Origin of the sequence: Paracoccus luteus, from assembly GCF_004522155.1 — a bacterium.
Lineage (GTDB): Bacteria > Pseudomonadota > Alphaproteobacteria > Rhodobacterales > Rhodobacteraceae > Paracoccus > Paracoccus luteus.
The window spans coordinates 481113-494031 of sequence record NZ_SDEA01000001.1 but is presented as its reverse complement, the minus strand read 5'-3'; the positions used below and the strand labels follow the sequence as shown (position 1 = coordinate 494031).

Annotated in this window: 14 protein-coding genes; 8 read left to right on the top strand and 6 right to left on the bottom strand. The window is 70.0% G+C overall.

Going from position 1 to position 12919, the window contains the following annotated elements; all coding sequences use genetic code 11:
• Positions 1-41 precede the first annotated feature (41 nt).
• From EPA64_RS02395 to EPA64_RS02380, 4 genes are all read left to right on the top strand, one after another.
• The gene (locus EPA64_RS02395) at positions 42-740 is read left to right on the top strand and encodes a type 1 glutamine amidotransferase (RefSeq protein ID WP_134724617.1); all 699 of its coding nucleotides are present in this window, start codon (positions 42-44) and stop codon (positions 738-740) included.
• Complete coding sequence (locus EPA64_RS02390; RefSeq protein WP_134724616.1) at positions 740-1348, top strand: FMN-binding negative transcriptional regulator; 609 nt, start codon at positions 740-742, stop codon at positions 1346-1348. The genes EPA64_RS02395 and EPA64_RS02390 overlap by 1 nt, the downstream gene beginning before the upstream one ends.
• Positions 1349-1393: 45 nt before the next feature.
• Positions 1394-2749: a glutamine synthetase family protein gene (locus tag EPA64_RS02385; protein ID WP_134724615.1), complete on the top strand. Its 1356-nt coding sequence runs from the start codon at positions 1394-1396 to the stop codon at positions 2747-2749.
• 108 nt (positions 2750-2857) lie between these two features.
• Complete coding sequence (locus EPA64_RS02380) at positions 2858-4168, top strand: NAD(P)/FAD-dependent oxidoreductase (RefSeq protein WP_134724614.1); 1311 nt, start codon at positions 2858-2860, stop codon at positions 4166-4168.
• On the opposite strand, the gene EPA64_RS02375 is transcribed toward EPA64_RS02380, so the two are convergent.
• From EPA64_RS02375 to folK, 4 genes are all read right to left on the bottom strand, one after another.
• Positions 4165-4821: a DUF2062 domain-containing protein gene (locus tag EPA64_RS02375; RefSeq protein ID WP_134724613.1), complete on the bottom strand. Its 657-nt coding sequence runs from the start codon at positions 4819-4821 to the stop codon at positions 4165-4167. The genes EPA64_RS02380 and EPA64_RS02375 overlap by 4 nt on opposite strands.
• A gap of 76 nt (positions 4822-4897) precedes the next feature.
• A complete protein-coding gene (locus EPA64_RS02370; protein WP_246026571.1) occupies positions 4898-7024 on the bottom strand; it encodes a RelA/SpoT family protein in 2127 nt (708 codons plus the stop codon).
• Between the two features lie 19 nt (positions 7025-7043).
• Positions 7044-7400: a DNA-directed RNA polymerase subunit omega gene (gene rpoZ / locus EPA64_RS02365; protein WP_134724612.1), complete on the bottom strand. Its 357-nt coding sequence runs from the start codon at positions 7398-7400 to the stop codon at positions 7044-7046.
• Between the two features lie 65 nt (positions 7401-7465).
• A complete protein-coding gene (gene folK, locus EPA64_RS02360; RefSeq protein WP_134724611.1) occupies positions 7466-8044 on the bottom strand; it encodes a 2-amino-4-hydroxy-6-hydroxymethyldihydropteridine diphosphokinase in 579 nt (192 codons plus the stop codon).
• 21 nt (positions 8045-8065) lie between these two features.
• Here folK and EPA64_RS02355 point away from each other — a divergent pair, with 21 nt between their 5' ends.
• The 4 genes from EPA64_RS02355 (at position 8066) to EPA64_RS02340 (ending at position 10916) form a co-directional block, all read left to right on the top strand.
• The gene (locus EPA64_RS02355) at positions 8066-8644 is read left to right on the top strand and encodes a LabA-like NYN domain-containing protein (RefSeq protein WP_134724610.1); all 579 of its coding nucleotides are present in this window, start codon (positions 8066-8068) and stop codon (positions 8642-8644) included.
• A gap of 75 nt (positions 8645-8719) precedes the next feature.
• The gene (gene ispH, locus EPA64_RS02350; RefSeq protein WP_134724609.1) at positions 8720-9679 is read left to right on the top strand and encodes a 4-hydroxy-3-methylbut-2-enyl diphosphate reductase; all 960 of its coding nucleotides are present in this window, start codon (positions 8720-8722) and stop codon (positions 9677-9679) included.
• A 128-nt stretch (positions 9680-9807) separates the two neighbouring features.
• On the top strand, positions 9808-10257 hold the full coding sequence (rnhA, locus tag EPA64_RS02345) for a ribonuclease HI (protein ID WP_134724608.1): 450 nt from the start codon (positions 9808-9810) through the stop codon (positions 10255-10257).
• Positions 10258-10301: 44 nt separating this feature from the next.
• Positions 10302-10916 carry a trimeric intracellular cation channel family protein gene (locus EPA64_RS02340; protein ID WP_134724760.1) on the top strand — a complete coding sequence of 205 codons (615 nt, stop codon included), beginning with the start codon at positions 10302-10304 and terminating at the stop codon, positions 10914-10916.
• Here EPA64_RS02340 and tgt read toward each other — a convergent pair.
• Together tgt and EPA64_RS02330 are read right to left on the bottom strand one after the other, a co-directional pair.
• Entirely contained in the window at positions 10913-12040 is a 1128-nt protein-coding gene (gene tgt / locus EPA64_RS02335) for a tRNA guanosine(34) transglycosylase Tgt (RefSeq protein ID WP_134724607.1), read from the bottom strand. The two genes, EPA64_RS02340 and tgt, sit on opposite strands and share 4 nt — an antisense overlap.
• Positions 12041-12105: 65 nt before the next feature.
• Entirely contained in the window at positions 12106-12858 is a 753-nt protein-coding gene (locus tag EPA64_RS02330) for a GNAT family N-acetyltransferase (RefSeq protein WP_134724606.1), read from the bottom strand.
• Positions 12859-12919: the final 61 nt, after the last annotated feature.

Here is a 12919-nt window from a genome sequence, read left to right as displayed (position 1 = left end):
CCCGCGCCTAACGTGTCGCCGAACAAACCAGCGAGTCTTCGATGCGGATCGGCATCCTGAAATGCGGCCAGTCGCCCGAGGTCATCCGCGGCGAGGTCGGCGATTATGACGACATGTTCGTGCGGCTGCTGGCCGGGCGGGGCTTTGACTTCGACAGCTATCACGTCGAAGCGATGCAGTTTCCTGCCACCGTCCACGACGCGGACGGGTGGCTGATCACCGGGTCGCGCCACGGCGCGTATGAGGATCACACCTTCATCCCGCCGCTGGAAGGCTTTATCCGCACCGCCCATGACGCGGGCGTGCCGCTGGTCGGCATCTGCTTTGGCCACCAGATCATCGCGCAGGCCCTGGGCGGGCGCGTGGACAAGCATCCGGGCGGCTGGGCCGTGGGGCCGCAGGATTACGATTTCGGCGACCAGGTGGTGACGCTGAACGCCTGGCATCAGGATCAGGTCACCGCCCTGCCGCCGGGGGCCGAGCCGCTGGGCAGCAATGCGTTCTGCGAGAATGCGGCGCTGGTCTATGGCGACCGGGCGTTCACCGTGCAGGCCCACCCCGAGTTCGGCGACGACGTCATCGACGGGCTGATGGAACATCGCGCCGGATCGGTGCCCGGGCCGCTGATCGACCGCGCCCGCGCCCGGCGCGGGCAGGCCGACGCCGGCCCCGTGGTCGACCGGATCGAGGCGTTCTTCAAGGCCGCGCAGCAACGGAAGGATCGGCGGGGGGCCGCCTGATGTATGTCCCGCCCGCGTTCGCCGAGGATCGGCCCGCCGTCATGGCGGCGCTGATCGCCGCGCACCCGCTGGCCACGCTGATCACCCACGGGCCGGGCGGGCTGACCGCGAACCTGATCCCCATGCAGCTCGATCCGGCCGCGCAGGTGCTGCGCGCCCATCTGGCCCGCGCCAACCCGCAGCTTGACGACCTGCGGGCGGGCGCGCCGGTGCTGGCGGTGTTCCAAGGGCCGCAGGCCTATGTCTCGCCGGGCTGGTATGCGTCCAAGGCCGAACACGGCCGGGTCGTGCCGACGTGGAACTATCTGACGGTGCAGGCGCGCGGCGCGCCCCGCGTCATCGACGACGCCGACTGGCTGCTGGCGCAGGTATCCGCCCTGACCGACGCGCACGAGGCCGGGGCCGCCCGGCCCTGGGCCGTGACCGACGCGCCCGCCGCCTTTGTCGCCGCCCAGCTGCGCGGCATCGTGGGTCTGGAACTGCCCGTCGCGTCGATGCGGGGCAAGTGGAAGGCCAGCCAGAACCGCCCTCCCGGCGACCGCGCGGGCGTGATCGCGGCCCTGGACGGACAGGGCCACCCGCTGGCCGGCATCGTTCCGGCACCCTGACCTGTCATTCACAACAGCCGGCCCGGTGCCGGCGGAAAGTTTCCCATGTCGGACTGGCTGACGAACATCCCTGCCGCCGCCCGCCACTATATCGAAGGGCGCCGCCTGGACGAGATCGAGTGCATCGTCCCCGATATCGCAGGCGTCGCCCGCGGCAAGGCGATGCCCGCGTCCAAGTTCGCGCGGCAGCAAAGCTTTTACCTGCCCAACAGCATCTTCCTGCAGACCATCACCGGGGAATGGGCCGACAACCCGTCGGGCGCGTTCACCGAACCCGACATGGTGCTGATCCCCGACTATGAGACGACGACGGCCGCGCCCTGGACCGCCGACGTGACGCTGCAGGTCATCCACGACGTCTGCGACCAGCAGGGCCGCGCCGTGCCCGTCGCGCCCCGCAACGTGCTGAAGCGGGTGGTCGAGCTTTACGCCGAGCGCGGCTGGCGGCCCATCGTGGCGCCGGAAATGGAGTTCTTCCTGGTCGCCCGCAACATCGACCCGAACCAGCCGATCCAGCCGCCGATGGGCCGGTCGGGGCGGCGGGCGGCGGCGAAACAGGCCTATTCGCTGTCGGCGGTGGACGAATACGGCAAGGTCATCGACGACATCTATGACTTTGCCGAGGCGCAGGGGTTCGAGATCGACGGCATCCTGCAGGAAGGCGGCGCGGGTCAGGTGGAAATCAACCTGGCGCACGGCGACCCGGTGCATCTGGCCGACCAGATCTTCTATTTCAAGCGGCTGATCCGCGAGGCGGCGCTGCGCCACGACTGTTTCGCGACCTTCATGGCCAAGCCCATCGAGGGCGAGCCGGGCAGCGCCATGCACATCCACCATTCGGTCGTGTCCACCCAGACCGGGGACAACATCTTTTCAGACCCCGAGGGGCGCGAGACGCCCGCGTTCCTGCATTTCATCGCGGGGATGCAGCGGCACCTGCCCGCGGCGGTCGCGCTGCTGGCGCCCTATGTGAACAGCTATCGCCGCTATGTCCCGGACTTTGCCGCGCCCATCAACCTGGAATGGGGCCGCGACAACCGCACGACCGGGCTGCGCGTCCCGATTTCCGACCCGGCCGGGCGGCGGGTGGAAAACCGGCTGGCGGGGATGGACTGCAACCCGTATCTGGGCCTCGCAGCATCGCTGGCGACCGGCTATCTGGGGCTGATCCAGGGCGAGAACCCGCGCGCCGAATGCCTGGGCGACGCCTATATGGCCGAGGACGGGCTGCCGCTGAACCTGGGCGACGCGCTGGACGAGATGGCCGAGTCCGAACCGATGGGCGAGGTGCTGGGGGCCGAGTTCGTCGCCGTCTATGAAGCGGTCAAGCGCAACGAATACAAGGAGTTCCTGCAGGTGATCAGCCCTTGGGAGCGTGAGCATCTGTTGCTGAACGTGTAAGCCGGATTGGGGCGCTGCCCCGTCGTCGTCTACGACGATCCCGGGATATTTGGACCACGGTGATGGAACGGTGCCGTCCGTCGCCCCCAGCCGCGTGATCGAGGCCCGATGAACCTGCTGTTCTCCAACGACCGCCGGGGCGCGTATCCGCCCAGCCTGTATGCCGCGCAGAACCCGGTCTTGCCCCCCTTTGCGGCCCTGAGGGGCGAGGCGCGCGCGGATGTGGTCGTGGTGGGCGGCGGCTATACCGGGCTGTCGGCGGCGCTGCATCTGGCGCGGGCGGGGCGGCGGGTCGTCCTGCTTGAGGCGCATCGCGTCGGTTTCGGGGCGTCGGGGCGCAACGGCGGGCAGGTCGGGTCGGGCCAGCGGCTGGAGGTGGACGCGCTTGAGCGCATCGCGGGCCGCGACGCCACCCGGCGGCTGTGGGACATGGCCGAGGCCGCGAAGGCCTTGACCCGCGCGCTGGCCGACGCCGCGGGCGTGGCCTTTCATCCCGGCATCGCCCATGCGGCACGGACGGCGGCCGAGGTCGCCCATGCCCGCGCCAACGCCGAGCGGCTGGCCCGCGACTATAACTATGACCGCATCACGCCACTGGACCGTGACGGGCTGCGCGCGCTGGTGAAATCGCCGCTGTATCGCGGCGGCGACATCGACCGCGGCGCGGGGCATCTGGACCCGCTAGCGCTGGCCCTAGGCATGGCGCGGCTGGCCGCGGGCGCCGGGACGGTCATCCACGAGGACAGCCACGTCCACCACATCGCCCACGGCGCGCGCGCGGGGGACAAGACCGTCGTGCAGACCGGCACCGGGCGCGTCATCTGCGATCAGGTCATCCTTGCGGCCAACGGCTATCTGGGCGGGCTGGACACCCAGGTCGCCGCGCGAGTCATGCCGATCAACAACTTCGTCGTGGCGACCGAGCCGCTGGGCGCGCGCGCGGGCGACATCCTGGCCGAGAACATCGCCGTCCACGACACGCGGTTCGTCGTGAACTATTGGCGCCTGTCACCGGACGGGCGGCTGATCTTTGGCGGCGGCGAGAACGTCGGGTATCGGTTCCCGCGCGACATCGCGGCCAAGGTGCGCCGCCCGCTGGAACGGGTCTATCCGCAACTGAAAGGCGTGCCGATCACCCACGCCTGGGGCGGCACGCTGGCGATCACCATGAACCGCATGCCGCTGTTCGCGCGGCCCGCGCCGAACTGCCTGTCGGCCAGCGGCTATTCGGGCCACGGGGTTGCGCTGGCGACACTGGCGGGAAAGCTGATGGCGCAGGCTGTGCAGGGGCAGTCGGACGGCTTCGACGCGATGGCGGCCCTGCGCCCCGCCCCGTTCCCCGGCGGCGCGGCGATGCGTTGGCCGCTGCTGGTCGCGGGCATGTCGTGGTATGGGTTGCGCGACCGGCTGGGGGTCTAGCGCGGGTCGTCCGGCCCTGCCTCCGGCGTGGCGGCGGCGGGCGGGCGGGCGCGCAGCGCGGCGATGCGGCGGGCCATGCGCGCGGCGCGGCGCTTGTGATAGGCGCGCACCAGCGGCACGGTCAGGTAATGCCCGACCACCGCCGCGATCAGGCCGGGGATCAACCCGCCCACGAAATAGGGCCACAGGATCGTCTGCGCGAAATGCGCCAGCCGGTCCCATTCCGCGGCGCGCCCGTCGAACAGCGACAGCATGTTGTGCGCCAGCTGCGACCCGGCCGCGCCGAATTCGTCCAGGATGGCGCGGGGGGCCGCGCTGCCCTCGATCCCCAGCATCCAGCGACCGAGGCTGACCGACATCACCGCGATGAAGGGGATCGTCACCGGGTTGCCGACCAGCGTGCCCAGCACCCCCGCCAGCACGTTGCCGCGTATCGCCCAGGCCAGCGCCATGCCGCCCAGCAGGTGGATGCCGAACAGCGGCGTAAAGCTGACGAACGTCCCCGCCGCAAAGCCGCGCCCGATCCGGTGCGGCTGGTCGGGCAGCCGGCGGATGCGATGCACCAGATACTGCACCGCGCGCGACCATCCCCCGCGCGGATAGACCATCTCGGTGGCGATCTGGGAATAGCTGCGCGGCTTGCGCTTGAACACCGCGGTCCCCCGGCTGTCGTCTCGGCTGCGCGCCCAGTCAATCAGGCGGTGCGGCGGGCCGCAACCCGCCCGCGCATCACAGTCGATTGCGCGCGGCCGGGTCGCGGATGCGGGCGACCTGCGCCACGTCGCTTTCCGCCTCGAGCGTGGTGAGCAGCGCGTGCAGATGTTCGCGGTCGCGCAGCTCGACCTCGACTGTCAGGCGATAGAAATCCGGCTTGCGGTCGCTGAACTCGAGATTGGCGATATTCGCCCCCTGCGCCCCGATCAGCGTGCAGATGCGCCCCAGGACGCCCGCGTCATGGCGGATCGTCAGCGACAGCAGCGTGGAATAGACCGCCGGGTGGCGCCCCTCGCGCCAGTGCAGATCGACCCAGCGGCCGGGCTGATCCTCGTAATCCTCAAGCACGGGGCAGTCGATGGCGTGGATGACCACGCCCTTGCCGCGATAGGTGATGCCGACGATGCGCTCCCCCGGCAGCGGGTTGCAGCAGGGCGCGCGGGTGGATTCCTGATCCGCCTCGAGGCCCGCGACGGCGCGGCGGGCGTCCACCTCGTCCTCGGCGCGGACCAGGTCGGGATACAGCACCGCCGTCACCTCGCGGGCCGACATCTCGGCGCTGCCGATGCGGGCCAGCATCTCGTCGGCGTCGGGCAGCGCCAGCGCCTTGGCGGCGGTCCGCAGCGCCTTGTCGGTGACCTTGCGGTTCAGATGCTCGAACGCGACGCGCACCAGTTCCGACCCAAGCCGGATAAAGCGCGAGCGATCCTCTTCGCGCAGCGACTTGCGGATCGCGGCCTTGGCGCGGCCGGTCACGACGATGCCCAGCCAGGTCGCCTGCGGGCGCTGGCCCGACGCGGCGATGATCTCGACCAACTGGCCGTTCTTCAGCCGCGTCCACAGCGGCACGCGGATGCCGTCCACCTTGGCGCCCACGCAGCCGTTGCCCAGCCGCGTGTGGATCGCATAGGCGAAGTCGATCGGCGTCGCCCCTTTCGGCAGCTGGATCACGTCGCCCTTGGGGCTGAAGCAGAACACCTGGTCCTGATACATCTCCAGCTTGACGTGTTCGAGGAACTCGTCGTGGTCCTCTTCGCCAAAGCGTTCGGTCAGGCTGGCGATCCATTCGCCCGGATCGACCGCAAAGGGGTTCCGCGTCCTGACCCCGTCGCGATAGGCCCAGTGTGCGGCCACCCCGGCCTCGGCCACCTCGTGCATGGCGCGGGTGCGGATCTGGACCTCGACCCGCTTGCCGTCGCGACCCGACACGGTCGTGTGGATCGAGCGATAGCCGTTCGACTTGGGCTGGCTGATGTAGTCCTTGAACCGCCCCGGCACCGCCCGCCAGCGGCGGTGGATGATCCACAGGGCGCGATAGCACTCGGCCTCGGACCGGGTGATGATGCGAAAGCCATAGATGTCGGAAAGCCGGCTGAAGGCCAGCTGCTTTTCCTGCATCTTGCGCCAGACGCTGAACGGTTTCTTGGCGCGACCGAAGACGGCGGCCTCGATCCCCTCTTTCTCAAGCTCGGTGCGGATGTCGGCGGTGATCTGGGGGATCACGTCGCCGGTTTCCTTCTGCAGCGTGACAAAGCGGCGGATGATGGAATTGCGCGCCTCGGGGTTGATGACCTTGAAGGCGAGGTCTTCCAGCTCCTCGCGCATCCACTGCATCCCCATCCGCCCGGCCAAGGGGGCGAAGATGTCCATCGTCTCGCGCGCCTTCTGGATCTGCTTTTCGGGGCGCATCGACTTGATGGTGCGCATGTTGTGCAGCCGGTCGGCCAGCTTGACCAGGATCACCCGCAGGTCGCGGGACATGGCCATGAACAGCTTGCGAAAGTTTTCAGCCTGCTTGGAATGGGCGCCCGACAGCTGCAGGTTGGTCAGCTTGGTGACGCCGTCCACCAGGTCCGCGATCTCGCGCCCGAACAGGCGGTCGAGGTCGGCCCAGGTGGACCGCGTGTCCTCGACCGTGTCGTGCAGCAGCGCGGTGACAATGGTGGCGTCGTCCAGCCGCATTTCCGTCAGGATCGCCGCGACGGCGACGGGATGGGTGAAATACGGCTCGCCCGAGTGGCGCATCTGCCCGTCGTGCATCCGCAGGCCGTAATCGAAGGCCTGCCGGATCAGATCGACATTGGTCCGCGGGTTATAGTTGCGGACAAGGGCAATCAGATCATCGACGTCGATCCGGTCCAACTGCCGCCCCGTCCGGTCCTCAGCCGCGATCCTGCGCCTGCATCATCATGCGCAGCATCCGCTCCTCGGATTCCTCATCGGCGGGCTTGGGACGATCGACCTCGGCCCCCAGCAGCAGCGCCATCGCGTCCTCTTCGGGCTCGTCCACCTCGATCTGGGTCTGGGTCGTCTCGATCATGCGCTCGCGCAGATCGTCCACCGGCTGGGTCTCGTCGGCGATCTCGCGCAGGGCAACGACGGCGTTCTTGTCGTCGTCGCGGTCCACGGTCAGGGGCGAGCCGGCCGCAATCTCGCGCGCGCGATGGGCGGCGAGCATCACCAGGTCGAAGCGGTTCGGAACCTTGTCAACGCAATCTTCGACGGTTACGCGGGCCATGCAACACCTCTGCGAATCGGACCTTCAGGGCAAGGACGCATGACTGGCGCGCCAGTGCCCGAATGTCAAGGCAAAGGGTGCATCCCGGCCAGCGCCGCCGGACCCAGCGCGGCCAGCATGGCGGCGGCGTCCCGCCCGGTGCGCGGATGGGTCCAGCGCGGCGCGATCTCGGCCAGCGGCGCAAGGACGAAGGCCCGGTCCTGGATGCGCGGGTGCGGCAGGATCAGCTGGCCCGGCACCGCCCGCGCCTGTTCGGCGGGCGGCAGCGCGCGCCAGCGGTCCTGCACGGCCGCGTCGGGCGCGACCGCGTCGTCCATCGCCAGCAGGTCGATGTCGATCCCCCGCGCCGCCCAGCGGGTGGTGCGTTCGCGGCCCATCGCCGCCTCGATCCCGTGCAGCTGCGCCAGCAGCGCCGCGGCGGGCGGGCCGACGCGGGCGGCGGCGCAGGCGTTGACATAATCGGGGCCAGAACCCGCCGGATGCGCGGGCGTGCGCCAGAACCGGCTGACCGCGACCAGCCGCACCCCGCGCAGGGCGGAAATCCGCGCCAGCGCCGCCCGCAGCGCGTCCGCGGGCGAACCTGCCGAACTGGACAGGTTTGCCCCAAGGGCCAGCAGGGCTAGGCTGTCCGACACGGCACGCATTTTTCGCAAGAGGTCATTGACTTGTTCTACAAGGACGATCGGTTGGCGCTGTTCATCGACGGGTCCAACCTGCACGCCGCGGCCAAGACGCTGGGGTTTGACATTGATTACAAGCTGCTTCGGCAGGAATTCGAACGCCGGGGCAAGCTGATCCGGGCCTATTACTATACCGCCCTGCTGGAAAGCGAGGAATACTCGCCCATCCGCCCGCTGGTGGACTGGCTGAACTATAACGGCTTCACGATGGTGACCAAGCCGGCGCGGGAATACACCGACTCGATGGGCCGCCGCCGGGTCAAGGGCAACATGGACATCGAGCTGGCCGTCGACGCGATGGAGCTTGCGCCGCGGCTGGACCATGCGGTGCTGTTTTCCGGCGACGGCGATTTCCGCCCGCTGGTCGAGGCGTTGCAGCGCCAGGGCGTGCGTGTGTCGGTCGTGTCCACGCTGCGCAGCCAGCCGCCGATGATCTCGGACGAGCTGCGCCGGCAGGCCGACAATTTCATCGAACTGGACGCGCTGCGCGAGATCATCGGCCGCCCGCCCCGCGAACCGCGCGAGCCGCGCGACCCGCAGCCGGCGCCCGCCGCGGACGGCTGAGGGCTATGGCTGACTGCGCCCCCCTGCGGCGCTGACGGCTGGACCTTGCCGCCGCGTCGCGGTAACCCCGCCAACATGATCGAGAAGCCGCCCCTGACGCTTTACCTGGCCGCGCCGCGCGGATTCTGCGCGGGCGTGGACCGAGCCGTCAAGATCGTGGAACTGGCGCTGCAGAAATGGGGGGCGCCGGTCTATGTCCGTCACGAGATCGTGCACAACCGCTTTGTGGTGGACGGGCTGCGCGACAAGGGCGCGGTCTTCGTGGACGAGCTGGACGAATGCCCCCCCGACCGGCCGGTGATCTTTTCGGCCCACGGCGTGCCCAAGTCCGTCCCCGCCGAGGCCGAGCGGCGCAACATGATCTATGTCGACGCGACCTGCCCGCTGGTCAGCAAGGTCCATGTCGAGGCCGAGCGTCACCACGCCGAGGGCCTGCAGATGGTCATGATCGGCCACGCCGGCCACCCCGAGGTGCTGGGCACGATGGGCCAGCTGCCGCCCGGCGAGGTGATCCTGGTCGAGACGGTGGCCGATGTGACCGCCGTCGCGCCCCGCGACCCGCAGCGGCTGGCGTGGATCACGCAGACCACGCTGTCAGTCGATGACACGGCCGCGGTGGTCGCCGCCCTGCAGGCGCGGTTTCCCGCCATCGTCGGCCCCGCCAAGGACGACATCTGCTATGCCACGACGAACCGGCAGGCGGCGGTCAAGGCCATCGCGCCGGTGATCGACGCGCTGCTGGTGATCGGGGCGCCCAACAGCTCGAACTCGCGCCGCCTGGTCGAGGTGGGGCGGTCGGCCGGCTGCGCCCACGCCCAGCTGGTGATGCGCGCGGCCGACATCGACTGGCGCGCGCTGTCCGGCATCCGCGCGGTCGGCGTCACCGCCGGGGCCAGCGCCCCCGAGGTGCTGGTGGACGAGGTCGTGGCCGCGTTCGCCGAACGCCACGACCTGACCGTCGAGGTCGTCGAGACCGCGCAGGAGCGGGTGGAGTTCAAGGTGCCGCGCGTCCTGCGCGAGCCGGTCGCGCGCTGAGGCCGCGGCACGCCGGGGGCGCTTCGCCCCCCGGACCCCCCGAGGATATTTGGCCACGATGAAAGAGTTCGATCCTTCCAGTCCCGTTGTCCGCGCCACGGCCCCGATCATGGGCGAAGGCGGGTGCGATGTCTGACCTGTTCGCCTGGACCGATGGCGCCTGCAGCGGCAATCCCGGCCCCGGTGGCTGGGGCGTGCTGATGCGGGCGATGGACGGCGCCGCCGTCGTCAAGGAACGCGAGCTGTCGGGCGGCGAGGCGGCGACCACCAACAACCGCATGGAACTGATGGCCGCCATCGCCGCGCTGGAGGCGCTGACCCGCCCGACGACGATCACGATCACGACCGACAGCATCTATGTGAAGAACGGCGTGACGGCCTGGATCCACAACTGGAAACGGAACGGCTGGAAGACCTCGGACCGCAAGCCGGTCAAGAACGCCGATCTGTGGCAGCGGCTGGACACGGCGCGGACCCGTCATGACGTGACCTGGGCCTGGATCAAGGGCCACGCGGGCCACCCCGAGAACGAGCGCGCCGACGAGCTGGCGCGCGCCGGCATGGCGCCGTTCAAGTGACCGACGGCATCGTCTTGGGGGCCGGGCTGCCGGCGATCGTGTGGATGCTGGATTATTCGTCGGCGCTGATCTTTGCGCTGACCGGCGCGCTGGTGGCCAGCCGGCTGCAGCTGGACCCCGTCGGCTTTGTCTTCATGGCGGCGATGACGGCGGTCGGGGGCGGCACGCTGCGCGACCTGATCCTGAACCGCCCTTCGGTGTTCTGGGTGGACCGGCCGTCGCTGATCCTGCTGGCGGCCGCCGCCGCGCTGGTCGTGTTCTGGGGCGCGCATCTCCTTGAGAACCGGTATCGCTGGCTGTTGTGGCTGGACGCCTTTGCGCTGGCCGTGGCCGTCGCGGCGGGGGTCGGCGTGGCGCTGGCGGCGGGCGTGTCGCCGGTGGTCGTGGTCATCATGGGCGTCGTCACCGGCACCTTCGGCGGGCTGATGCGCGACGTCGTCGGCAACGAACTGCCGCTGATCCTGAAGCAGGGCGAGTTGTATATCACCGCGGCCTTTGGCGGGGCGGCGACGGCGGTCGCGCTGATCTGGGCGGGCGGCGGGCGCACGACGGCGGTGCTGACCTGCGCCGTGGTCGTGCTGGTGCTGCGGCTGGGCAGCATGGTGCTGGGCTGGCGCCTGCCGACCTATCGCCCCCGCGCGCGGCGCGACCGGCGCTAGACCGGATCGATGTCGCCCTGCGCGCGGACAGCGTGGAAATCCGCCACCCAGCCGTCCAGCGTCCCCGCGGCGATGGCATCGCGCATCCCCTGCATGATCTGCTGGAAATAGTGCAGGTTGTGCCAGGTCAGCAGCATGCCGGAAATCATCTCTCCGGCGCGGAAGACATGGTGCAGATAGGCGCGGGAATAGCCGGTGCAGGCGGGGCAGGTGCAGGTTTCGTCCAGCGGGCGCGGGTCGTCGGCGTGGCGGGCGTTCTTGATCGCCACCGGCCCGCGCCGCGTCCACGCCTGCCCCGTGCGGCCAGAGCGCGAGGGCAGCACGCAGTCCATCATGTCCACGCCGCGCTGGACGGCCCCCACGACGTCGTCGGGCTTGCCTACCCCCATCAGATAGCGCGGCTGGTCCGCGGGCAGCAGGTCCGTCGCGTAGTCGAGGACGCCGAACATCGCGCCCTGCCCCTCGCCCACCGCCAGCCCGCCGATGGCATAGCCATCGAAGCCGATGGCGCGCAGGGCGGCCGCCGATTCCTCGCGCAGGTGCCGGATCACCCCGCCCTGCATGATCCCGAACAGCGCGTGGCCGGGGCGGTCGCCGAAGGCGTCGCGCGACCGCTGCGCCCAGCGCATGGACAGGCGCATCGCCTCGGCCTGCCGGTCCTCGGTCGCGGGCAGCGCGGGACATTCGTCGAAGGCCATGACGATGTCCGACCCCAGCAGGCGCTGGATCTGCATGCTGGTTTCGGGCGACAGGAAATGGCGCGAGCCGTCGATGTGGCTGGCGAAGGTCACGCCGTCCTCGGTCAGCTTGCGCAGATCCGCAAGGCTCATCACCTGGAACCCGCCGGAATCGGTCAGGATCGGCGGGTCCCAGTTCATGAAACGGTGCAGCCCCCCCAGCCCTGCGATGCGTTCGGCACCGGGGCGCAGCATCAGGTGATAGGTGTTGCCCAGCAGGATGTCGGCCCCGGTCGCGCGCACCGATCCGGGCAGCATCGCCTTGACCGTGCCGGCGGTGCCCACGGGCATGAAGGCGGGCGTGCGGATCTGGCCGCGGGGCGTGTCGATGACGCCGGTGCGCGCCCTGCCCTGCGTGGCGCTGACGGTGAATGAAAATCCGGCCATGTTTGCCCCGCGCTGCAAAGCGCCGTGTCTAAGCCGGACGGGCGGCGCTGGCAATCGCGCGGCGTTCAGCCCGCCAGCGCGCGCAACAGCCGCGCGCGGGCGGGCGGAATCGCCCGGATCTCGAGCCCGGTGAAGACATGCAGGGTGTCGAGCTGGCGGTCCACGACCGCGTGATCGCTGACCCAGCCGCCCATCAGCAGATAGGTCCGCAGCAAGGGCGGCATCGCGGCCATCGCGGCGCGCGCGTCGGGACGGCGGCGCAGCAGCCGGGCAAAGCGGAACACGTCGGGCGCCTTGACACGGGGCAGCCAGCGGTTCGGCGCAAGGTGCCGGTCGCGCAGCATGGCGAAGGCGTCGGCGTGCAGGGCCGTGTCGATGCCGGCGAATGACGAGCAGCCGAACAGCATCTGCACGCCATGAGCATCCACATGCGCGGCAAGCGCCCCCCAGGCGAGGCGCAGGATGTCGGGATCGCCGTGGGCGGGGTGGATGCAGAAGCGCCCAACCTCGACCATCGGGCCGTCAAAGCGCGCGAGCCGCGACAAATCATAGTGCCGGGCGGCATAGCTGCGCCCGATCTCGGCCCCCCTCGCCAAGGGCAGGATGCGGAAACACGCGACCAGTGCGCCGGACCGCAGATCCTCGATCAGCACATGCCGGCAGATCGCGTCGTGGTCGTCGGCGTCCAGCGCCGCCGGGTCGTCGGCGCCCGCGCGCCGACCCACAAAGCACCGCCAGCGCAATCGCTGCGCCGCGCGCAGATCGTCGTGTGACGCTGCCAGACGGACGCCGTAGCGTCCCTTGCGCAGGTTCAGCATCGCTTGCCATCCCGAACGGTCACCCCCGGGAACGAAGGGGGCGCGGCGCTTGTTCCCGGCC

Bases quoted from the DNA above. Each gene is read 5' to 3' on its own strand.
- EPA64_RS02380 (WP_134724614.1), top strand. From the start codon at position 2,858: ATGAACCTGCTGTTCTCCAACGACCGCCGGGGCGCGTATCCGCCCAGC.
- folK (WP_134724611.1), bottom strand. From the start codon at position 8,044: ATGCGTGCCGTGTCGGACAGCCTAGCCCTGCTGGCCCTTGGGGCAAAC.
- EPA64_RS02385 (WP_134724615.1), top strand. From the start codon at position 1,394: ATGTCGGACTGGCTGACGAACATCCCTGCCGCCGCCCGCCACTATATC.
- EPA64_RS02330 (WP_134724606.1), bottom strand. From the start codon at position 12,858: ATGCTGAACCTGCGCAAGGGACGCTACGGCGTCCGTCTGGCAGCGTCA.
- EPA64_RS02395 (WP_134724617.1), top strand. From the start codon at position 42: ATGCGGATCGGCATCCTGAAATGCGGCCAGTCGCCCGAGGTCATCCGC.
- rpoZ (WP_134724612.1), bottom strand. From the start codon at position 7,400: ATGGCCCGCGTAACCGTCGAAGATTGCGTTGACAAGGTTCCGAACCGC.
- EPA64_RS02340 (WP_134724760.1), top strand. From the start codon at position 10,302: ATGCTGGATTATTCGTCGGCGCTGATCTTTGCGCTGACCGGCGCGCTG.
- EPA64_RS02390 (WP_134724616.1), top strand. From the start codon at position 740: ATGTATGTCCCGCCCGCGTTCGCCGAGGATCGGCCCGCCGTCATGGCG.
- tgt (WP_134724607.1), bottom strand. From the start codon at position 12,040: ATGGCCGGATTTTCATTCACCGTCAGCGCCACGCAGGGCAGGGCGCGC.
- ispH (WP_134724609.1), top strand. From the start codon at position 8,720: ATGATCGAGAAGCCGCCCCTGACGCTTTACCTGGCCGCGCCGCGCGGA.
- rnhA (WP_134724608.1), top strand. From the start codon at position 9,808: ATGTCTGACCTGTTCGCCTGGACCGATGGCGCCTGCAGCGGCAATCCC.